We start from the raw sequence: 22,401 nt of genomic DNA on the forward strand, positions 1-22,401 counted from the left end.
CTTAAGCCTGCGGTGATAGTTTACTTGCCTCTTCTTGAAGCAACTCAAAGTTACGTTGGCTTCTAAACATCGTCAACGATTGTACTACTGTACCGTTTGCGTCCTGCACTAACTGGTTCATTGTGTTTGACGCAGTAAAGGGATCTATGCCTCCGCCAATGGTGATGATGACGGTGTCGATGCCGTTTAAGTTTCCTATGCGGCTAAGGTGATTTGTTATGGTTGGTGCAGGGTTGAAGTCGTAGATTGCCCAGTTTAAAACCAGCAGCGAGTACTTGCTGATGTCTGTGGGTGCTTTGGGGTTTGCGGCTGCGATTTCTACGCGCCAACCGTTTGCGGCTAAACTTTCCGCGTAAGTGTAGGTTATGTTTTTTGCGAAATCGGTTAAGCCGGGGTGATAGATGACGAGCGCGGTTTTTTCGCCACTTGGGTTTAACACTTGCGTTTCAGTTTCGGTTTCATGGTACACGCTGTATTCTAAATAAGCAAACAAGCCAACGAGAACCGCCAAAGTCACAAGTAAGGTTGTCAGCACAGTTTTCTTCCACCTTTTCTGCGGCCAAAACCTCAACGCAGCTTCCTCCACACAAAAAAACGTCGCGTTGGATGTTTGGGTTTTTGGATAGTTCGGTTTTTTAAGTTATTTTCAAACATTTCTTTAACCACTCTTAGTTGACCATGGAGTGGTTCTGTGTATAAACGGTAACGCACTATAGCTATACACCAAAGGTGAACTCAAGTCTAGCCTTCTCATAAGGTGGCAACTAAAAATGGCACAATACTAAACTATAGAAATTAGTTTTTGTCTGCGACTGAACTTTCATCACTTAACTCAGCCATCAGTTTCTCCTCCAACGTGCTGAGGCGGTTTAGGCGTTTTTCCCATTTTCTAAAGAAGCGGTACTGGAAACTCATCAGGTAAATGCTGTAAACAAGAAACCCCGCTAAAATCCCCTCCAAGATGATGCCGCTCACAGTGAAGCCACGCGGAGCCAACTCATACGAGACTAATGCCAATAGCGCCAACATCACAGCGGAGATTATGATGCTGATTACTGCGCCGCGTTTGAACCGGTTGGTTTCATGTTCCACTTGGTAGAGGAACTCATGCATCGTCCTTACAGGGTACACTTCTTGGTTGTCTTTTTCTGTCATCACATTTCCTTCGTTTTTTCTTGTTATATAGGTGATTCACCAGTGGTGCAGCTTAAAGCAGCGAGGGCAACGCGTCTCGAAGGCTGATGTAGATTCTGCGTCCTTCAGCTGTAATCAGAATCTGTCCCTCCGCGGTTTCTTCTACAAAGCCCTTGTCTTTGAGGTAGCTGAGGTGTTTTAGGAAATCGTCGTATGAGGCGTCTGTTGCTTTCCTCCAGACATGGGTGCGCAGCTGGTTTTTGCCTGCGAAGAAGAGGTACTCTAAGATTTCAAAGCGTATTTGCACTGATCCCTTGCGTTTATCTGCCATCAATACACCGATTGCTGCCCAGTTTCCTGCTGAATGCTAAACTGTTGGAGGGTGTTTGCTTAAAAGCTTAAGGTTGTAGGGGTTTGTCTGTGGCGATTTTAGAGAGCAGACTGCTGGTTTCTGTTGCGATTTCTATAGGCTCCTCATTTAGAGCCGCATACGCTTCCGTATTCGCACATGCTGGAACCACGCGACGTCTCACATCGGACCTCCCCTCCCTTATATAAAGGCGCAAGGAAAGATTCAACTACGGGTTCACTTCAAAATATTTCCAGCAGCGTCCTGCCGCTTTCTCTATGACCGAGAGAGCTTCACAAATACGGTTTTGATTTCAAAGCTCAGACTCGATCTTTAATGACCGATTTTAGGGTGATTGTCGGTTTTCTTTTAGGATAGCTGCAACGGTTGCGGCGGTTCTTCGTCGCCGCTGAATAATCACTAAGAGCGAGATCACGATAACCAACACTACTGCAATTATAGCGATGGTTATCCAAGGTGTTGTTTCAGGAGTTATTACCTGCATGAAAGGTATCTGAACCACAAAAGTATGTACACTTTGACTGTATAGACAGCAGATAACCCATACGTCGTCTTCGGATTCGCTGCTAAACGCAATCGGCGCCCCGTCGATGTTTACTTTCAGCGCCTGAGCGTCACTTACCAAGGTTTTAGGGACAGAAACGTATACGTATCCAGTTGTGCTTGCGGTTCCATTCGTACTAAAACTGAGCTGTTGACTCGCTGCGTCGTAAGCTAACCCAGAGATGGACGAGTTTGACGCCACAGAAAAAACGTTACCCGCCCCATCCGATGCCAACGCCAAGTTTACCGTGGCGTTCATCCAGCGCAGGGTTTCGTTTCCTTCCCAACTGGCGCAGACCATGTAGTTGCCTGTGGTTTTAGGAGACCACAATGCACCAAAGCCGCCGTCAGCATTGGTTTTTACTAAAGTGAAATTCGTCCAGTTGTCTGCTGAGTTATCGCTGTAGCTGAGGTAAACTACTGCGTCGGGGATGCCTGTTTTGTTGTAGGTTAAGGTGCCTGTTACTTCGATTTTGAGGTTGTTTTGGGTTGCGGTGCTTGTGCAGTATAGTTCCATTGTGGGTTTAGCGGATGGCACGGGGCGGGGGGTTGGAACTGGAGTAGTGGTGGGTTGCGGAGTAGATGTTGGTGTTGGAAAAAGAGATTGTGCAACCACGCTAATAGGGGCAGAATCAATCAGAACAATACAATTCGATATTATGAAAGCTATTGCAAGTAAACCAAACAATCTTTTGTCCAGCATGCAATTCACCCTCTACCAGATCTACTTACATCATTCAATTGGTTATTGTTGAGGTGAAGATAAAAATTTTTTGAATATGTCCAATTAGAAAGCTTGCACACAAAACTTTGAATAGAAATAAAAAAGAGGGGGAAATACGAACCTTTATTTTCGTTTTTTAAGTCCCACTACTGCAACAGCGGCGACGACTCCTATCACCGCCAAGATTGCTACATAGATGAGCCATGGCATATCACTTGAGGGGGTAATTGGTTCTGTGTTGCCAAGGTTCATCGTTATCCTGTGTGTGCTGTGCAAGTATGTGAATAAGATTAGCCACGAGTCACCTTGTGATTGACTGTTAAAGCTTACTTGTTGGTCGTCGATGTAAGCAGTTAGTTGGGAGATGTCGCTGATTATGCTTTTTGGGATGTAGATTTCTACATATCCTGTGGTGCCAGAGGTGCCTGATGCAATGAAGCTCAGTTGGTTGCTGGTGGAGTTGAAAGCGAACTGGGTGATTGTGGAGTTAGAGTTTAGGGTGAAGATGCGGTTGTCTTCGTCGGGGGTTAGAGCGAGGTTTACGATTTTGCTGGCTTCATTCATGGTTGAGGTTTTTTCTGAGAATGCTTTTATGAGGTAATTTCCAGTAACGTCAGGTTGCCATACAGCTTTGAAAGCGCCGTTTGAAAGAGTTCTAACCATCGTTAGGCTTTCCCAAGTGTTTCCACCTGTGACACTGTACGACAATAGCAGGGGTGCGTCGACTAGTGGGTTGCCGTTTAGGGTTAAATCGCCGCTGATTTCAACTTTTAGGCTATTAGCGTTACCTGTACTTTTGCAGGATAAGTCGATTGTGGGTGTTGGCAAGTGAGTTGTAGGTGTCGGTTGGGGCGTGGATGTTGGGTTACTTGTCGGTGCAGCAGTGGGTGTTGGTGTAGGAGTTGTGGTTGATGTACCGCCAACGTTAATTTTGACAATCACTCTTGCCTGTGAATCTTCAACGGAAAGATAATGTTCACCAGAATTAGCTGTTGGAATTGTAACATAAGTTGAAAATGAACCCGTTGAACTGGCAGTGGTTGTGCCTATGATTTGAGCGTTTAACCATTCTTCACCTGTAACAGTTCCGACCACTGCGGCACCATCGAAACGGATGTAAACTACGCCCGGATGGTAGTTTCGTCCAGAGATTAGCAGGGAACCTCCAGGTTGAACGTTTACTGAACCGGCTAAGTTCGTAGAGTTGCCATAGAGGCCATATGCGGTTTGAGTTCCAATTTGTTTTAAGCCTCTCCAATACTGCGTGTATTCAACAAATGCACATGGTGAACCGTTAGCTTCAGTTCTGAAAGACATGGTTGTGCTTAATTCGCCTGAGTCTCCGCTGTATGTTGCACGGCCAAAATCTGGGATTTCGAAGCTAAAGTCGATGTTACCTGACGCGTCAGAGGTTGTTGTGGTCCATGACTTGTAGTCAGAGGTATTTGAAGTATAATATGGGTCCAAGTAAGATATTGAGACCTGTGTAGACGGCGGATATAGTGACCCAGTTAACCGTACTGTTGCGCCGCCTGGACCAGACGCAGGTGAGATTTGTAGGGTAGCAGATGAAACAAGGATTTTCACGATTACTCGTGTTTGCGAATCTTCAACTGCGACGTAGTGTTCTCCAGCAGCTATTCCAGAGGGAACAATGAATGATGTGCTAAACGATCCGTTACCGTTTGCGGTTGTGGTTTGGAGAATTTGAGCATTATTCCATTCTTCGCTTGTTACCGTACCTACAACGTTTGAGCCATCCCAACGTATGTAGATGACGCCGGGGTGGAACCACTTTCCTGAGATGCTGATGCTGTCGCCAACCATTGCTTTTACGCTTGAAACAAGGTTTGTTCCGTTGCCAAAGAGTCCATAAGCAGTCTGGTTTCCCACGGTTTTTAGGCCACGTGAGTATTCGTTGTAGTTTGCGTAGCTACATACTGTTCCATCTATTTCTGCTCTGTAAGAGATAGGAGTGTACGTTTCAGGGTAATCGTAAGCGTTGAGGGCTTTCTTTAAATCGGGTGCAACCGAGTTAACCACGATATTGCCCGATCCATCAGCGGTGGTTTGATTGAGATAATTCCAACTGCCCAATTCAGTGTCGAAGTAGAGTATTCTTACAGTAGCACCAGCCGGATACCCGGATCCAGTGAAAGTTATGGGTACACCACCGGGTCCAGCGTTTGGTGAAACGTTTAGTATCGAATTGTAGGTTGCGGGAGTAATTGTTATGTATGTGTCTGTTACAGCAACAGGTGAAGAAACTTGGTCGACTGCTTTTATGTAATAGTTACCTGGGGATATGGTTGAGGGTATTGAGCCGTTTATCCAGTTGCTTCCAACCGCCCAATGATTGTATCCACTTGTGTAAGTATGAATGGATGTAGTGTCGGCAACCTCGTACACGTTTATTACGGGTGTGTATACGGTTCCTGACAAAAGGTCTGTTGAGCCATCAGTGCTTAGAAACAGGTAAAGTTGGCTGCCTGACCAGGAAACCCCGCCAAAATAGAGGTTTACGTCGTTTCCTGCTTGTACTTGCTGGCCTACGGTGCTTGTCGTTTTGCTGTTTATTCTTATGCTGCCTGTTGATGAGGATACGAAAGTTGCAAATGAGGGAACTATTATTCCAATAATTAATAATCCGATTAGGGTTACGCTTACCTTACGACTTAACATTCTGCCCGACCCTAATCAAGTATTGTAGTTAGCACTTATTAATAATTCGATTAGAAAATTTCGAAAATACTAATAATCATAACTTTAAATTAATTAATTTAACATCGCCCATTACCTTTTTTGCGGCAATCAACAATAAATCGAATATCAGTCAAACAACTCATTTTCACAAAGACAAAACAACGTTTATCTTATAAATACATACAGAATTAAGCATATGAAAAAGAAAATCCTTGCTGCAACTGCCATTCTCATAATTACGATAATCTTGACTTCAGGGGTTATTGCATACAACTATTGGTTCACCAAACCAGAAAACAAAAACGTTTACGTCGGCGTTGCCTTCTGCGGGAATACCATTGCAGAAGGAAAACAACTCATCGACAAAGTCAAGGGATACACGAACCTTTTTGTTCTGCAATCGGGCTTACTCCAGAGAGATTTTGATAGCGTTAATGAGTTGGGTGATTATGCGGTAGAGGCAGGAATGTCGTTTCTGCCTTATTTTGGGAATTTTATTCAGGATTCTTTTTCCAGCTGGCTCGACTCGGCTAAAACGAGATGGGGCGATAAATTGTTAGGTGTTTACTATGGGGATGAACCAGGGGGTAAGATGCTTGACGACTACGTTCAATTTCAAGACATAGAAACTGGCGATTCTATCACAAAAACACGCTACGGAGACGTGGTCGTGCAGAAACCTAATGGGGTAATCATTAATTACCAATTTGATGGTGCTATCCGGTTATCCGAACCAGCACCAGTCAACAGCAACTCAGATATCAACAGCGAAAAAGTATTCTACCCTAACGGCACCGTAAAGGTTGTCAACGCAGCGCCCAATGGCTTTAGCTATCAATCATATAAGCAGCTAAACGATTCACGACCCTTCAAGAACACAGAAGATATTGCCCATAGTTTTTTTGAACGAGAAAAAGGCACTTTAGAATTTTTGAAGAATTCAACTGCCGTTTTTACCTCTGATTACGCCTTGTACTGGTTTGATTATCAGGCAGGTTATGATGTCGTTTTGGGGCAAGTGGGTTGGAATGTTAGTGTAGGTCCACAGTTGTCGCTTCTCCGTGGCGCTGCCAACATGCAAGAGAAAGACTGGGGCGTGTTTATCACTTGGAAATACCAGTCACCACCTTACCTTGATACGGGCAAAGAAATCCTCAATCAGCTAACAACGGCCTACGAATGCGGCGCAAAATACTATGTAATCTTTGATTATTATGAGGAAACTTCTGGTCCTTATGGGACGATGCAAGAAGAGCATTTTCAAGCGTTAAAAACATTCTGGCGCGAAGTCGTTGAAAACTCGCAGATCGAATGGAACACTGTTAAGGCGAATGTTGCCTTGGTGTTTCCGCAGAATTATGGTTGGGGTATGCGTTGGGCTGAAGACAAAATCTGGGGCATATTCGAGGCGGACGAGAAAACTCGTGATCTTTGGAACTTAACCAAAGCTGCTGCAGACGAGTATGGACTGAACATGGATATTGTGTACACTGACGTGGAACTTAACGCATCTTCAAGGTACCAAGACCTAATTTACTGGAACGAAATCTACCCTGAAAAAAGTTAACTTCAACAAGGCAACAATAAAACTTGAAATATAAAATTTTTAAAACAAAAGAGGTGAAAGGGTTTATGGACCCTTTTTGGTGATTTCTTTAACTGCGCCTGCTGCGACAGTTGTACCCATGTCTCGGATGGCAAAGCGGCCGAGTTCTGGGAAGTCGTTGAATGCTTCGATTGCGATGGGGTGGAGTGGTTCCATGCGTACCCAAGCTGCGTCTCCTGTCTTGAGGAAACCTGGGTGTTCTTCGCTGACTTGGCCTGTGCGTGGGTCGATCTTCTTGATTAGCTCGGTGAATTTGACTGCGATTTGACCGGTGTGGTAGTGTAGTACGGGAGTGTAGCCTGCGGCGATTGCTGTTGGGTGGTAGATGACGATGATTTGGCCGATGAATTCTTTTGCGACTGTTGGTGGGTTGTCAACTGGGCCTGCTACGTCTCCGCGGTGGACATCAGTTTTGGCGATGCCTCTGACGTTCATGCCGATGTTGTCGCCTGGTTCTGCCATTGGGATTGATGTGTGGTGCATTTCGATGGATTTGACTTCAGCGGTCTTGTTGGATGGCATAAAGATGAGGTTTGTGTTTGGTTTTAGTATGCCTGTTTCAACTCTGCCGACGGGGACTGTGCCGATGCCGGTGATGCTGTAGACGTCTTGGATTGGGATACGGAGTGGTTTGTTGGTTGGTTTTGGTGGGAGTTCTAGTAGGTCGAATGCTTCCATCAAGGTTGGGCCAGTGTACCAGGGCATCTTTTCGCTCTTCTTGACCAAGTTGTCGCCTGTCCAACCTGAAACGGGTATGAAGTTGATTTTTTCAATCTTGTAACCGATGGTCTTGAGCATTCTTGAGATTTCGTTCTTCATTTCGTCGTAGCGTTCTTTGCCCCAGTTTACTTGAGCGTCATCCATCTTGTTGATGGCAACGATTAGTTGGCGGATGCCTAAAGTGAATGCTAAGAATGCGTGTTCGCGGGTTTGGCCACCTGGACCGATGCCTGCTTCGAACTCGCCTTTCTTGGCTGAGCTGAAGAGGACTGCTGCGTCAGCTTGGCTTGCGCCAGTGATCATGTTTTTGATGAAGTCACGGTGACCTGGTGCATCGATGACTGTCATGTTGTATTTCTTGGTGGGGAATTGTAGGAATCGAAGGTCGATTGTGACACCGCGTTCGCGTTCTTCTTTTAGGTTGTCGAGAACCCATGCGAAGTGGAACGTGGCTTTGCCCATTGCTTCGGCTTCTGCTTTGTAAGCATCGATTGTTCTTTGGTCAATGACGCCGGCTAAGTATAGTAAGTGTCCTGTGGTTGTTGATTTGCCGTTGTCAACGTGCCCCATGATGATGATGTTTAGGTGGGGTTTATCACTTTTGCTCATGTTCATTTCCTCTATTATTCTTACCTAAATTTTGAAATTCGGTTAACACATCAGTCCTCCGCTTATTAAAAGTTTATGATAACCATTGTGCTTGGGGTATGACCACATTAGCGCTCAATTAACAACAACACTACATAGTTTATTACCTAAAGCAGCACTAATGCGTGATGTATGACCGCCAAAGAAGGCATATCGGTAGTTACAACCACTTGGAACGAGCGGGAGAACATCGAGGAACTTATCCGAAGAATCCGCCAAACCCTCAAAGATACACCGCACGAAGTAATCGTGATAGACGACAACTCATCGGACGGCACCTTAGAAGTCGCCAAACCCTTAGCTGACGTAGCCATCGGCAAATCCCGAGAGGGGCAAACCAAAGGTTTACTGTTCGGTGCAAAACAAGCCAAGTTTCCGACTATAGTTACGATTGACTCTGACTTAGAGAACAGCCCCGAATTAATTCCCGAACTTGTTGAGCAACTTGCCAAGTACGATGTTGTTGTGGCTTGCAGAACTCGGCTGCCGCGTTTCTCTGAGAAGTGGGCGGCTAAAACGTTGGGTAAAATCGTTGGGGTTTCAGATTTTTACTCTAATTTTAGGGCTTACAAAAAAGAAGCCATAGTGAACTTTGATTTGGGTGGGGGTGAAACTTTTGGTGGGGAACTTTTGATTTTGGCTAAGAAGAGTGGGTTTAGGGTTGGAGAGGTCAAGTATGATGCTCCGCCGCGTCGTGGGCAGCCAAGGATTGGGGGCGTGGTTAGGGCGAATTGGCGAATTTCTGTGGCATCTCTGAAGTGTTGGTTTATGTATTATTTATAAATCAAACAGTTAACCGCTTGTTTATTTAATAAATCAATATTTTTTAACATATTTTTTTGCTTTTACGACTAAGATTATTAAGCAGAAAAGTAATTGACGATAAGGGAGAACAGAGCATGCCAATAGAAGTCCCTCTGGACGGTTTCTGGCACTTCAAAGGCTACAAAGCCTGCGACGGGGAAGAACTAGGCGCACACACAACACAATGCCGACTCGATGACTGGCTGCTAGCCGAAGCCCCACTCACCGCCCACACCAACCTACTAAACCACAACCTCATCCCCGACCCCTTCAAGGGTTGCAACGAACGCGAAGTCCAATGGGTAAGCGAGAACGAATGGTGGTACCGCAAAGAAATAGAACTCACCCCTGAAGTAACCAGCAAAGACGCAGTGGAGCTTTACTTTGGCGGGTTAGACACTTTTGCCACCATATGGGTCAACGATTTTAAAGTGGGCGAGGCAAACAACATGTTCACGCCGTGGCGATTCAACGTAAAAAACATCGCTAAAGCAGGCAAAAACTTGATCGCCATACGATTCAAACCCGTCTGCAAAGTAGCCCGCGAACTTGAACAGCAACATAAACAGAAATACGCCTGCCTAAGCGCCGAAAACTTTAGCGCAAGACCATACGTACGCAAAGCGCAGTACTCGTTTGGGTGGGATTGGGGGCCCACGTTGCCGACGGCAGGCATCTGGCGGGAAGCAAAAATCTTGGCGTACAATAAGGCAAGACTCGGCTATGTTGCTGCGTCGCCACTTGAGGTTTCTAAGCAGAAGGCCAAGGTAAAGTTGTCCGCTGAAATTCACGCTTCGGAAGAATCTGATTTAACAGTAAATTTCGTTTTGGACGGTTTTGGGCAGAAGTACAACGTGGAAGTCCCCATAAAAGTCTCTGAGGGAAGAAACTTTGCGGACTACACCATCGAAGTGGCTGAGCCAAGACTTTGGTGGCCCAGAGGTTATGGCGACGCAGCCCTCTATGATGCAGCCGTAAAAATTTATTCAGGCCCAGAAGTACTGGATGAAGCAGCAGTCAAAGTGGGCATCAGAAGCATAAAACTCGTCGAAGAACCAGACGGGGAAGGCAAAACCTTCATCTTCCAAATAAACGGACAAAACGTGTTTTGCAAAGGTGCCAACTGGATTCCCGCTGACTCTTTTCTGCCAAAAGTCAACTTAGACCGATACACGCGCCTGCTGAGGTTGGCTACTGACGCCAACTTTAACATGCTCCGAGTTTGGGGGGGAGGGGTTTATGAAGCTGATGAATTCTACGATTTATGCGACAACTTGGGGGTAATGGTTTGGCAGGATTTTATGTACGTCTGCGCGGGATACCCTGAGGAAGAGTGGTTTCTCAGAGAAGCAGAACGTGAAGCCATGGAAGCGATTCTACGCTTGAGGCGGCATCCCTCGATTGTAGTTTGGTGCGGTAATAACGAGAACCAATGGCTTCACAGCGTCCTTTGGAAGGCACGGGATAAAGTAGACCGATTGTATGGGTCAAAAATCTATGAATCACTACTCGCGCGCGTCTGTCAAAGTCTCGACCCCACGCGACCCTACAGGCCCAGTTCGCCCTTTGGCGGCTCAGACTCAAGCGGTAGACACGAAGGTGACCGCCACAACTGGGAAGTTTGGAGCCAAGGACTCGACTACCCCACATACCTGCAAGATACCGGGAGATTCATCTCAGAATTCGGCTGGCAAGCACCACCCACCTTGGAACTGCTAACCGCATACCTCGAAAAAGAAGACCTCACCCCCAACTCCTACGCTTTTCGGGCACATGAAAAGCAAACAGGCGGGTTAGAGTTGCTCCGCGCATTGCTTGCCATACATTACCCTGTTCCAGATGACCTGCGCCTCTTTGTGCTCTACAGCCAGCTAAACCAAGGCGACGCCCTAAAAACAGCTGTCACACATTGGAGAAGTCGCATGTATAAAACCAGCGGGTGCCTAATTTGGCAGCTCAACGATTGCTGGCCCGTTATCAGCTGGAGCCTAATCGACTATGGGCTTAATCCAAAAGCAGCATACTACTACGTTAAGCGGGCGTGTCAACCAATCATTGCGCCACTAATCCTTAAACAGAACAGAATAGAAGGTTACGTCATTAACGAGACTGACACGAAATTGGATGGGACGTTTAGTTTTGAGCTCGTGACTTTTGGCGGCAAAGTCTTGCACAGCGTACACGCGGGTGTCTCCGTTCCCGCGTTTAGCTCGAAGTTGGTTTTTGAGAGTGAATTAAACAAAATTCCAAGAAAAGAAAACTGCATCTTAACCGCGACATTAAGAAACTCTGATGCTGTGCTTGCAGAAGACGCCAGAACGGTTGCGGAACCCAAAGACCTCAAACTGCCCCCGCCCCAAATCCAAGTTGCAGTCACCAAGGTTGGAACAAAAACCTTTGAAATATCCTTTCAGTCCAAAAACTATACCAAAGCACTCAAAATCGAACTGAGCGACCTAAAAGCCTCCCTCAGCGACAACTTCTTCGACCTTCTGCCTAATAGAAAAAAACAAGTCGCCTGTTACCTTGAGCGAGACATCACCGTGGAGCAACTCCAAAAAGCACTCAAATACCAAGCTTACCCCTACACCTAAACTGCCCTTTCAATGAGGAACTGGCTGGTGTTGGATGTGAAATGGGCTTTTGATGCCGCCTTTGAGTAGCGATTTTGCACCTATCCATTCAGCAAGCGGGTAACCGACGATGACTTGACTCCAAAAAGTCAACAACCGCGCTAAAGTGGTGGCGGCCCCAGCAATCACAATAGGAACCCCACACAGGGCAAACAGGTTTATCATTGTGACTTCAACTGCGCCCACAGGGATACCCGCCGATATGGTTTCCACTGTTGTGATTATGCAGTACACCGTTGCTAAGTCAACCAAAGAGATAGCTGTGAAGTTGAGCGAGTAGAAAATCATCAAGTAAACAACCAAATTTGAGACCCATGCCGCCACAGCGTAGAGTGCGGGTTTTACGAGTTGGTGTGGGTGGTCTTTGAAGGTTCGAAAGACGAGGCTAAACGAGCTGAGGCCATGATGGATTCTTTGGCGGATTGATTCTTGTTTTTGAGGATTTTTAATCACACGCTTTGTGATAAAAGAGATTATTTTTACGATTTTGTCAACTGCGCCCTCTTTGAAGGCAACTAAAAAGATGCACGCAATGACTGAAGCAGTTCCCAAAGTCACCAAGATAACGGGGGTAATTAGATAAACTGGCAGCTGACGCGTAAAGAGCAAAAGCAGAAAGCCCGCCAGTAAACCGCCTGAATAAACAACTGTGCTGATTAAACGTGAGCCGATGACGGTGGCGGCGGCTATGCCTGTGTCGTGTTTGGTTTCTTTTTGTGATAGGGCTATGCGGGCGACTTCTCCGCCTATGGTTGCGGCGGGTATGATTAGTTCGATGAAGTTGCCGATCCAGTTGTAGAGCACCAGTTTTCTAAGCTTGACTTTTACCGAGAGCACATCTAGCAGGCTATGCCAGATGAGGGAGTCGAAGATTACGGCTGCAAAAAGCGCAGCGACCGCTAAAGCCAAAAACAGGGAGTACTGGTAGAGGTTTAGTTGACTAAGCAAGCTGAAGAGGTCTTCGAAGCCGACGAAAAACCACAAGTACAGCATAAACGCTGCCAAACCAACGGACATTAACAAGAGGGTTTTTCGTCCAATCAACTTCAGTCTTTTTCCCACCTTCTAGCATGATAACCGTTACCCGCCAAAGAAAGCGTCAAGCCCAACTGTGCTGCTCTTTTGTGGGCATGAGCCAAAAGCTACGGCTCCTTGGGTTACCATGCCGTTTCCATGTAAACTTCGGTTCGGCTGCATATTAATCAAGTGGCAAGTAAAAGGCAGCAGACTAAGCCCGCACTTCCTTCAGGAGTTGAAGCAAGAAGATGGGCACTGACTGCTGAAACCACCTTGCGGCGAACCCGTAGTTGAACCGTTCATTGCGCCTTTATATAAGGGAGGGGAGGTCAGCTTTGAGACGTCGCGTGGTTCCAGCATGTGCGGATACGAAATAGCTATGCCCTGATTGTTTTCTCAAAAGCAGGCTTTAGGAAAAGTTGTTTAAAGTCTGAGCAGAACTGTGTCTGCTGACTTTTTTAGGATTTCAGCGAATTCCTGTAGCTTTTCAGGTGAATACGGTTTGATTGTTTTGAAGCGTTTGTCGAGTGTGTCGTTGGGTATGAACTGTTGAAGTGCAAGGGTTTTTGTGCCTTTGACCATTTCTCCTATGGCGGCTATGTCTTTTTCTGTTACGATTTCGGGGCAAACGGTGGTGCGGAATTCGTATGGAACTTTACCTGTTTTGAGCAACTCTATTGAACGCATTACACTGGCGGTGTCTGTTGCGCCGAGCAGTTTGTATTTTTCTGGGCTTGTTTTGACATCCATGGCAACGTAATCTACAGTGGGCAGGCATTCTTCAAGCACGTTTGGATAGCAGCCGTTTGTATCTATCTTCACCGTAAATCCGCGTTCTTTAAGTTTAGAGAGAAACTTGGGTAACTCTTTGTGCATGCAGGGTTCGCCGCCTGTGATGACCACTGCGTCCACGTATTTTTTTCGGTTTTCCAAAATTTGCAGTGCAGCGCCTTCTTGAAGAAAGGGTGGTTGGGGGTCGACGGCGATTTTGTAGTTGTGGCAGTATGGGCACCGCAGGTTGCAGCCAGGTGTAAATAGCACTGAGGCTACACGGTCAGGGTAATCTAGTAAACTGGTTTTTTGCAGTCCACTAAACTTCACTTTATGTGTTCACCTTTAAACTGTTAGAGGTACCGTTTGCAGTACTGTTGATCGGTCGAAGGTTTTTCGTATGGCGAATTCTGCTTGTTTGCCGTCGTTCCATTGGTCCACGGGGCGCAGGTATCCGACGACTCGGCTGTAGACTTCGCTTTTGGCGCCGCATGCGGGGCAGGTTTTGTGTTCGCCTGCGGTGTAGCCGTGTGTTGGGCAGACGCTGAAGGTGGGTGTCAATGTGAAGTAGGGCAGCTTGGAGTTCCAGCTGACTTTTTTGATGAGTTCAGCGGCTGCTTTCCAAGAGTTGAGCCGTTCGCCGAGGAATATGTGGAAGACTGTGCCGCCGGTGTAGAGTGTCTGGAGTGATTCTTGGTGTTCTAGCGCGTCGAAGAGGTCGCCTGCAAAGTCAACTGGCAACTGTGAGGAGTTGGTGTAGAAGGGTTCTGCGTGTTCTGAGATTATGTGTTTTTGGTTAGCGAAGACGATGTCGCGGTAGCGTTTTCTGTCTAAGCGGGCTAAGCGGTATGAGGTGCCTTCTGCGGGTGTTGCTTCAAGGTTGTATATGGCGCCTGTTTCTTCTTGGTAATCTGCTAAACGTTTACGCATAAACGTCAGCATTTTCACTGCGAAGGCTTGGCCGTCTTTTGAGGCGATGTTTGTTCCCAGCAAGTTTAGAATGGCTTCGTTAACGCCGACTATGCCGATGGTGGAGAAGTGGTTCTTCCAGAATTTACCATAGCTCTCCTTGACGTGGCGCAGGTATCGGCGTGAATAGGGGTACAATCCGTTTTCTGTGAAAGTCTCAAGCACTTTACGTTTCAATTCGAGGCTGGCTTTGGCGGTTTCCATGAGGTTGCTTAGTTTCTCAAAGAATTCATCTTCATCTTTGCTCAGGTAACCGATGCGGGGGATGTTTAGGGTGACTACACCGATGCTGCCTGTTAAGGGGTTTGCGCCGAAGAAGCCGCCGCCGCGTTTGCGCAACTCACGGTTATCAATGCGTAGACGACAGCACATGCTGCGTACGTCTTCGGGTTTCATGTCGCTGTTGACAAAGTTGCTGAAGTAGGGAACTCCGTATTTGGCGGTGACTTCAAAGATCGCCTGTGATACTGGTGAGTCCCAGTTGAAGTCTTTGGTAACGTTGTAGGTTGGGATTGGGAAAGTGAAAACACGCCCTTTTGCGTCGCCCTGCCTCATGCCCTCTGCGAATGCGAGGTTGAACATTTCCATCTCTTTGGTGAAATCGCCGTAAGTGTCGGATGTGACTTTGCCGTTGTAGATTACGGCTTCGTCTTTCATGAAGTCAGGTACATTCAAGTCTAAGGTTAGGTTGGTGAAGGGGGTTTGGAAACCGACGCGGGTGGGCACGTTCATGTTAAAGAAGAATTCCTGTAGCGCCTGCTCCACGTCTTTCTGAGTTAAGTTGTCGTAGCGAATGAAGGGGGCAAGGTAGGTGTCGAAGTTGCTGAATGCCTGTGCACCTGCCGCTTCTCCCTGCAAGGTGTAGAAGAAGTTGACGACTTGGCCTAGTGCGGTGCGGAAGTGTTTGGCGGGTTTGCTCTCGATTTTGCCTGCGACTCCGCCGAATCCTGAAAGCAAAAGGTCGCTGACGTCCCAGCCGACGCAGTAGGGTCCTAAAACGCCGAGGTCGTGGATGTGTATGTCGCCTGAGAAATGCGCTGCGGCGATGTCTTCAGGGTAGATGCGGGCTATCCAGTACTTGGCGATGACTGCTGAGGAGAGATAATTGTTTAGGCCCTGTAGTGAGTAGCTCATGTTGCTGTTTTCTTTTACTCGCCAGTCCTCCACCTCAAGGTATTGGTCTACCATGTCTGAGGAGCTCAGTAGCGCGGCGAGTTCCCGCATGTCAGTGTGCTGTTTGCGGTAGAGTATGTATGCTTTAGCTGTAGATGCGTGCCCATTTTCGATTAGTCGCTTCTCAACTAAGTCTTGGATTTCTTCTACTGTGGGGACGCCGTCGTCGCCGTAGATTTTTTGCAGTTCCGCTACGACTTCGTCGCTTATGCGTTTTGCTTGCTCTTTGTCTTTTCCGCCGACTGCTTTGGCGGCTTTCCAAATGGCTGTTGTAATTCTTTCTTGATCGAATGGTTCTAATTTACTATCACGTTTTAGGACAAACTTCATTGTTTCTTCACTTCCGAAAGTAACCGCCTGAAATCTTCAGGCTCTTCAAACTCTTTGTAAACTGAAGCGAATCGAATGTAGGCGATGCGGTCCACGGCTTTTAAGCGCTTCATGATTAAATCGCCGATGTCTCTGGACGCAACTTCTTGTGTGCCTTTAAGCATGAGGTCTTGTCGGACTTGTTCAGCTAGTTCGGTGATTTGACTCATGGTTACTGGGCGTTTTTCGCATGCTTTCTGGAGCCCACGTATGATTTTGTTGACGTCGAAGCGTTGTAGTTGCCCGTCTTTTTTGCGGACCATGAGTTCGATGGTTTCGAGGTATTCGTAGGTGGTGTAGCGTTTTCCGCAGGTTATGCATTCTTTGCGTCTGCGGGTGGTGTTCTCGGGGGAGTCTCGGGTTTCGAGGGTTTTTGATTCTTCAGAGTTGCAGTAGGGGCATCTCATTATATTATATACACTCGTGCTTGATTTTAAGCGTAGTGTTAGCAGGCTAATTCAGTACACTACAGTTAGCGCATATATAATAATTTTTTACATTAAAACCTCAAACAACCATAAACCCATCAAGTTAACTCCATGAAAAATACACAAAAAACTCAACATATAAAAACCCAGAAAAACGACTAAAACGGAAAAACAGCCCATTCTACGTAAATACATACATTGGTTAAAGATTGCGTAAACACTATAAATAAAAAACCCGCAACCCCCATAATACACCCCAAAATCAACAAACAAAAACCAAAAGAGATACGAAAATGACCCCAAAAATCGTGCGCGCCAACCAACCCCTCGAATACCTCACTCCTGAGAAGTGCTATATAGCTGAAAACCACAGCGACCCCGCCGTTTCAATTGCCCGCGCCACAATCAAACCGGGCGTAACAACCAAAGCACACCACCTAACCAAAGGAGTACAAGAAATCTACATCATAACAAGCGGCAAAGGAGTAGTCACCGTCGGCAACCTCCAACCCACAGAGGTCACTGTCGGCGATGTCGTTGTGATTCCCCCTCTAACTTCACAGAAAATGACAAACACAGGTCAAAAGGATCTAGTTTTTTACTGTGTATGCACCCCGCGCTTTACCGAAGACTGCTACGTCGATGAAGAAACCGATAAGCAGTGACATATTCCCAACTTGGAAATACGGGTTATAAGCAAAACCCGCCATACTTGTTTTGAGAAGGACAACAGGAGAAAAGCGAGGAGAAAGGAGAAACTTCTTACCTCTCCTTAAATTTAGCTTGTTTTTAAGTCATCCATGAACTCGCTTAAATCAACCGTTGAATTACCGTTTTCGTCTTTAAGCTGCTGCTTAGCTGGCGGAGTCTGCAAGTAGAAGGGTATGCGTTTAGCAAAGCGCTCTTGGAACGTGGGTTCAAGCGGGTTTTGGTAGAATACGCCTATGGGGATTTTGTCGCCCCATTCCTGAGCTTTTTCCATGCCTGCAACTTTCTTCTTAAAGATTTCATTTTCTTCTCGGACCAAGGGGTCAAACCCTATGTCTTGGAGTTTGTAGAGGCGGGGTTGCGGTTGACCAGTTAGGGGGTCTATGCGGTCTGCGCCTGCGTACCAGTCTTTAGTGTTAATATCATTGTACGGCGGGCAGGGCTGCAAAATCTCCACAAGCGCCAACCCTTTGTGCAAAATGGCCTGTTTGATGGTGTCTTTTAGGTGGATTATGTCAAACGCATATGAGCGGGACACAAAAGTGTAGCCAGATGTGATTGCTAACGCGACGGCGTTGATGCCTTCGTTGATGTTGGGTTTCGGCAGAGACTTAGTCTTTAACCCCAAACGCAAGGTAGGTGAGGCTTGTCCTTTGGTTAAACCGTAAACGCCGTTGTTATGTAGCAGATAAGTCAAATCGATGTTTCGGCGCCCCGTGTTCACGAAGTGTCCTGCACCGATGCCGAGACCGTCCCCGTCTCCACCCACTCCTATGACTTCGAGGTGGGGGTTTGCCGTCTTTATACCCATTGCAAAAGGCAGCAGCCTGCCGTGCAAAGTGTGGACGCCGTTGACTTTGACAAAGTGAGGAAGTTTAGCTGCGTTACCCACCCCTGAAACGATAACCACGTTGTGTGGTTCCAGTGCTAACTCTGCAAGCGCCATCTGCACAGCGGATACTATACCGTGGTCTCCACAACCGGGGCACCAGTCCACGTAGACGCTTGACTTGTAGTCTGAGGGTTTATGCGCCAAGCGTCAACACCTCCCGCTCAGCGGCTTTGTCATCTAAAACTGCTTTAATTGCTTTGTATACTTCGGTTGTCATCATGGGTCTACCTGTATATTTGAGGATATAATGTGTAGGTTTGATGGCTGTGTGCTCGGCTATTACGCCGCCGAGTTGGGCAGTCCAGTTATCCTCCACGTCAATTATCCGTTTTTTATCCTTAAGCAGCTGCTTTATGTAGGCAGAGGGAAGTGGATGAATCATGCGGACCTGCAAAAACCCTAAGCTGTAGCCTTCTTCTTTGAGTTGGTTTAGGGCTTCGATGATGGCGCCTTTAGGTGAGCCCCAGCTTAAGACGATGTTTTCTGATTTTTCGTCGCCGAAGAACTTCACTTTCAACTCCAAGGGCACATCTTTGTCGACCAATTCAAGTTTGCCGACTCGTTTGTCCATCATCTTGCGCCGCACCGTCGGCTCCTCGTTTATGTTGCCCATCTCGTTGTGTTCGTCGCCACTGTACCATTGTACAGCGTTCTTTGTGCCAAGGAACGCGCGGGGAGACACGCCGTTTTCTGTGAATTCGAAGCGTTTGTAGGTTTTACCTTCGAGGTCTTTTTCGCCGACGATTAAGCCTCGCTCAATTTTCACTTTGCTGTAATCGAAAGCAGGGTATGTTTGTGAAGAGTTCGCTAAACCCTTGTCGAGCAGATGAATGACGGGCATCTGGTATTTCTCAGCTAAATTGAAAACCTCTGCCGCGTCAAAGAAGCACTCCTCTATGTCGCCTGACGCAAGAATAATTCTTGCGAATTCGCCGTGAGCTGCGTGCATAGCAAACCGCAAATCCTGCTGACTGTGCCTTGTAGGCTGCCCCGTTGAGGGGCCACCACGCTGGTAGTAGGTTATGACTAAGGGAACTTCGTTGTGACCTGCCCAACCTAAACCTTCAGCCATCAAAGAGAAACCGGGTCCAGAAGTGCTGGTTGCAGCTCTCGCCCCAGTTAAACATGCACCTGAAGCAGAATTCACTGCCGCAATTTCGTCCTCTGTTTGGAGCACGATTACGGCTTCTTGGCTTCCGCCTTTGGTTTTGAGGATTTCGTGAGCTTCTATGTATTCGCTTTCGTCTGCAGCGGGTGTTATGGGGTAGTATGTTTGGACTCTGCAGCCGCCTAAGATTTTGCCCATTGCAACAGCTTGGTTGCCTGTTAGGAGTATGCGTGGTTCGCGGGCGGGTTGTTTTTCGAGTTTATGTTTGAAACCGTTTACATTGAAGGTTTTTTCGGTGTAGTTGTATGCGGTTTCGACGGCTGCTATGTTCATGGCGACGATTTTTTCGTTGAAGGTGGCTTTGATTGCGTCTTTAACGAGGTTACGGTCGTACTTTAGAAGCGCAAACGATACACCGATTGAAAGGACATTGATCATTTTGGATAGTGTACTTATTTTTTCGATGTTAAGTTGCTTGCCTATGTCTTGCAGCAAGTCCATGTAGGGCACAGGAAAAACATGGATCTGTTTTTCTTTGGCAAAGTTGAGGAAATCGTTTATGGTTTCGCCGACGCCGTTGTTTTTTTGGAATGCACGCACCACTGTCTTGTAGTCTTCGCTGAACGTCGCGATGTCACGTAAAACGTTGACGTTTAGGTCGCGGGAATCCACAATCACGCCGCCTCCACTCACGACTTCGCCGACATGCCGCACCACCGTCTCCGCATCAAACGCCGCCAACAAATCCACATCCGCAATGTTTGCAAGTGTAGGTTGCTTGCTGACGCGTTGATGGAAGTAGCTGTGCAGGGTTTTGATGTTTGAGTGGTATTCACGTCTGCCGTAAACGTAGAGACCACCGTATCCGCAGGCTCTGCCAAAGATAGTTGAAGCTGTATCTACGCCGCTTCCTTGCGGTCCACCCGCCATCCAGTTTATGCTTTCAATTACCATATCGCTTTCCCAGTTCAGAATTCTGTTTTGTGGCCTTTATCCGCCGCCGGTTGCTTTATCGGTGCCTATACAGCAAGTGCATTTCGCGGTTTCCCCGCAGTAGGGGCAAACACATTTGCAGTCGTCGATAAAGTTGCCGCAGTATGTGCAACGAGGCTGATCTTGTTTGCTCATCCTCTTCGCCTCTGCCACAAGTACTCTGGGCGTAACGGTGAATTTAAGGTTTCCCAGAAACCAAACAGACGTAGCGTAAACCAAAAAAGACCAATAAACCGTTTTCTTGGTAGTATTAGTTCCATTTGAGGTAGGGAGGGGAGGTAGCGCAAGAGAGGTCGCGTGACTTCAAAAGGGCGGAAGTACTCTTTCTCTTTTTTGGGTGGGCGCGCTTGGAGGCTATCAAAATGCGTGGCGGCTGCATTTTTGTGTTACCCTGGTTTTAGAAAGCAAAATGGTATATTGTGCTTCTGATATAGAGATTACTGAGAAGGTTTGGTTTGTATGCTAATCGAAACGTTTACCGTCGGAATGTTATCAACCAACTGTTACGTAGCAAGCTGCCACGACACAAAAGAAGCAATTATAATTGACCCTGGCTTGGATTACTATTCCGAAGCGCAGTCGATTCTAGACTACATTGAGCAGGCGCAGCTAAAAATCAAATACATAATCAACACTCACGGTCACAGCGACCACATAAAAGGCGACGAAATCTTTCAAGAAAAATTCAACGTACCCATATGCATCCATAAACTCGACGCCTACTTCATCGAAAGCCTACAAACAGACAAAACACCCGCCCCCATCCTGCTTGAAGAGGGCAGCCTAATACAGTTCGGCAAGGAAACCCTAAAAGTCATCCATACCCCCGGCCACACCCGAGGCTGCATATGTCTACTTGGAGACCACTTAATCTTCACTGGTGACACGTTATTTGCAGGCGGCATCGGCAGAACAGACTTCCCTGAAGGCTCAATGCTCGATATGACGCGGTCGCTGCGAAAACTGGAAGCACTGCCTGACGCACTCATCATTTATCCTGGCCACGGTGAAACATCGATGATGGGGGAAGAAAAAAGAGTTAACCCCTTCTTTGAGCACCGAAGCCCCGACTTACTCTACTAACTAGCGTTTTTGCGGAGTTCCTGTAATGCGCGGAGGCGTTTGATTATGTTGGGGTGGGTGGAAAAGATTTCGATGATGGCGTCAGTTTGAGTCGGTTTCTCTGAGAGTTTCTGTCGGAGCAGGTCTTGTTTGCTGTTCACTTGGTTGGCGTGGAGTTCTGCAGAGTCAACGTTGGCGCGGTCGGGGTCGGAGATGAAGAGGGCTTTGAAGGCGTTGTTGTTTTTGTTTTGCTGCTGGTTTGATCTGCCACTTCGTCTGCTTTCCTCGACTATGGTGACTAATCCAGTGGAGAGTTTTTCTGCGCCGTTTTCAACGATGGAGGCGCTGTGGCGGTCAGCGTAGTATTCGCGAAGTCGACTTAAGTATAGGGTGAACAGTGTGAGAACCCATGAGAAAGCCATGAATGCGATGCCGAGTAGGGCGTTGTTGCCGCCGCTGTCGTTTCTGCGGCTTCCGCCCAGCATGCCTGACCACATCATGGTCCAGCCGATGTAGTAGAACAGTGCAGGCAAGAAGGAGACGACCATCATGACTTGTACGTCTCGATGTTTTAGGTGGCCTAGTTCGTGGCCGATTACGGCTTCTACTTCTCCGTCATCGAGGCTGTTTAGTAATCCCTCGGTTACTGCAACTCTGCTGCCAGTTAGCGGTGAGCCATAGGCGAATGCGTTGGGTAGTTTGATTTGAGAGAGCATGACTTGGGGTTTTTTGATTTTGCTTTTCTTGCTTAATTCATCGACCATTCTGTGTATTTTGGGGTTGTCGCCTTCTTTTAATTCTTTAACGCGGTAGATGGCGCCCACCAAGTAAGGTGAGAGAAGCCACTGCACAACGTTTAGCACCACCACTAGCACTCCGACTGTTATTATGCTAAAGTACCCGACGTATAGCAACACAGCCGAGAAGACCAGTGTGGTTAACCCAAAGATGGCTGCTAAGGTGGCAACCATGGAAAAACGCAGTTTCCAAGCGTTCATGAAACTCACTTCCCCAGTGACTTCTTTT

General features: G+C 47.1%; 20 protein-coding genes. 5 read left to right on the plus strand and 15 right to left on the minus strand.

The window, feature by feature from the left end:
* Position 1: 1 nt before the first annotated feature.
* The 6 genes from NWE96_03735 to NWE96_03760 all read right to left on the minus strand — a co-directional run bounded on the left by NWE96_03735 (position 2) and on the right by NWE96_03760 (position 5,453).
* A complete protein-coding gene (locus NWE96_03735; protein MCW3983086.1) occupies positions 2-535 on the minus strand; it encodes a hypothetical protein in 534 nt (177 codons plus the stop codon).
* Positions 536-795: 260 nt separating this feature from the next.
* On the minus strand, positions 796-1,155 hold the full coding sequence (locus NWE96_03740; GenBank protein MCW3983087.1) for a hypothetical protein: 360 nt from the start codon (positions 1,153-1,155) through the stop codon (positions 796-798).
* Positions 1,156-1,207: 52 nt separating this feature from the next.
* A complete protein-coding gene (locus tag NWE96_03745) occupies positions 1,208-1,465 on the minus strand; it encodes a winged helix-turn-helix domain-containing protein (protein MCW3983088.1) in 258 nt (85 codons plus the stop codon).
* A gap of 67 nt (positions 1,466-1,532) precedes the next feature.
* The gene (locus NWE96_03750; GenBank protein ID MCW3983089.1) at positions 1,533-1,667 is read right to left on the minus strand and encodes a hypothetical protein; all 135 of its coding nucleotides are present in this window, start codon (positions 1,665-1,667) and stop codon (positions 1,533-1,535) included.
* Between the two features lie 162 nt (positions 1,668-1,829).
* A complete protein-coding gene (locus NWE96_03755) occupies positions 1,830-2,750 on the minus strand; it encodes a hypothetical protein (protein MCW3983090.1) in 921 nt (306 codons plus the stop codon).
* Between the two features lie 144 nt (positions 2,751-2,894).
* Positions 2,895-5,453: a hypothetical protein gene (locus NWE96_03760; protein MCW3983091.1), complete on the minus strand. Its 2,559-nt coding sequence runs from the start codon at positions 5,451-5,453 to the stop codon at positions 2,895-2,897.
* A 217-nt stretch (positions 5,454-5,670) separates the two neighbouring features.
* On the opposite strand from NWE96_03760, the gene NWE96_03765 reads away from it, so the two are divergent.
* Positions 5,671-7,041: a hypothetical protein gene (locus NWE96_03765; GenBank protein MCW3983092.1), complete on the plus strand. Its 1,371-nt coding sequence runs from the start codon at positions 5,671-5,673 to the stop codon at positions 7,039-7,041.
* Between the two features lie 63 nt (positions 7,042-7,104).
* On the opposite strand, the gene tuf is transcribed toward NWE96_03765, so the two are convergent.
* Positions 7,105-8,409 (minus strand): translation elongation factor EF-1 subunit alpha, encoded by a 1,305-nt coding sequence (gene tuf / locus NWE96_03770; GenBank protein MCW3983093.1) that lies wholly within the window; start codon positions 8,407-8,409, stop codon positions 7,105-7,107.
* A gap of 171 nt (positions 8,410-8,580) precedes the next feature.
* On the opposite strand from tuf, the gene NWE96_03775 reads away from it, so the two are divergent.
* The gene (locus NWE96_03775; protein MCW3983094.1) at positions 8,581-9,231 is read left to right on the plus strand and encodes a glycosyltransferase; all 651 of its coding nucleotides are present in this window, start codon (positions 8,581-8,583) and stop codon (positions 9,229-9,231) included.
* Between the two features lie 116 nt (positions 9,232-9,347).
* Positions 9,348-11,846: a glycoside hydrolase family 2 protein gene (locus NWE96_03780; protein ID MCW3983095.1), complete on the plus strand. Its 2,499-nt coding sequence runs from the start codon at positions 9,348-9,350 to the stop codon at positions 11,844-11,846.
* 9 nt (positions 11,847-11,855) lie between these two features.
* Here NWE96_03780 and NWE96_03785 read toward each other — a convergent pair whose 3' ends face one another.
* From NWE96_03785 to nrdR, 4 genes are all read right to left on the minus strand, one after another.
* On the minus strand, positions 11,856-12,947 hold the full coding sequence (locus NWE96_03785; GenBank protein MCW3983096.1) for a flippase-like domain-containing protein: 1,092 nt from the start codon (positions 12,945-12,947) through the stop codon (positions 11,856-11,858).
* A gap of 378 nt (positions 12,948-13,325) precedes the next feature.
* Positions 13,326-14,003, minus strand: coding sequence for an anaerobic ribonucleoside-triphosphate reductase activating protein (locus tag NWE96_03790; GenBank protein MCW3983097.1), 678 nt, complete (start codon positions 14,001-14,003; stop codon positions 13,326-13,328).
* 15 nt (positions 14,004-14,018) lie between these two features.
* Complete coding sequence (locus NWE96_03795; GenBank protein MCW3983098.1) at positions 14,019-16,145, minus strand: ribonucleoside triphosphate reductase; 2,127 nt, start codon at positions 16,143-16,145, stop codon at positions 14,019-14,021.
* Complete coding sequence (nrdR, locus tag NWE96_03800; GenBank protein MCW3983099.1) at positions 16,142-16,591, minus strand: transcriptional regulator NrdR; 450 nt, start codon at positions 16,589-16,591, stop codon at positions 16,142-16,144. Before nrdR ends, NWE96_03795 begins: the two co-directional genes overlap by 4 nt.
* Before the next feature lie 314 nt (positions 16,592-16,905).
* Here nrdR and NWE96_03805 point away from each other — a divergent pair, with 314 nt between their 5' ends.
* The gene (locus NWE96_03805) at positions 16,906-17,277 is read left to right on the plus strand and encodes a cupin domain-containing protein (protein ID MCW3983100.1); all 372 of its coding nucleotides are present in this window, start codon (positions 16,906-16,908) and stop codon (positions 17,275-17,277) included.
* A 113-nt stretch (positions 17,278-17,390) separates the two neighbouring features.
* On the opposite strand, the gene NWE96_03810 is transcribed toward NWE96_03805, so the two are convergent.
* From NWE96_03810 to NWE96_03820, 3 genes are read right to left on the minus strand one after another with little or no spacing between them, the layout of a single operon-like run.
* On the minus strand, positions 17,391-18,356 hold the full coding sequence (locus NWE96_03810) for a 2-oxoacid:ferredoxin oxidoreductase subunit beta (GenBank protein ID MCW3983101.1): 966 nt from the start codon (positions 18,354-18,356) through the stop codon (positions 17,391-17,393).
* A complete protein-coding gene (locus NWE96_03815) occupies positions 18,346-20,274 on the minus strand; it encodes a 2-oxoacid:ferredoxin oxidoreductase subunit alpha (GenBank protein MCW3983102.1) in 1,929 nt (642 codons plus the stop codon). The genes NWE96_03810 and NWE96_03815 overlap by 11 nt, the downstream gene beginning before the upstream one ends.
* Before the next feature lie 36 nt (positions 20,275-20,310).
* Positions 20,311-20,448, minus strand: a complete 138-nt coding sequence (locus NWE96_03820) for a hypothetical protein (GenBank protein ID MCW3983103.1) — start codon at positions 20,446-20,448, stop codon at positions 20,311-20,313.
* A gap of 324 nt (positions 20,449-20,772) precedes the next feature.
* Here NWE96_03820 and NWE96_03825 point away from each other — a divergent pair, with 324 nt between their 5' ends.
* Positions 20,773-21,396 (plus strand): MBL fold metallo-hydrolase, encoded by a 624-nt coding sequence (locus tag NWE96_03825; protein ID MCW3983104.1) that lies wholly within the window; start codon positions 20,773-20,775, stop codon positions 21,394-21,396.
* Here NWE96_03825 and NWE96_03830 read toward each other — a convergent pair.
* Entirely contained in the window at positions 21,393-22,373 is a 981-nt protein-coding gene (locus NWE96_03830) for a zinc metalloprotease HtpX (protein MCW3983105.1), read from the minus strand. The genes NWE96_03825 and NWE96_03830 overlap by 4 nt on opposite strands.
* Between the last annotated feature and the right edge of the window lie 28 nt (positions 22,374-22,401).

It is taken from the genome of Candidatus Bathyarchaeota archaeon (assembly GCA_026014685.1).
GTDB lineage: Archaea > Thermoproteota > Bathyarchaeia > Bathyarchaeales > Bathycorpusculaceae > Bathycorpusculum.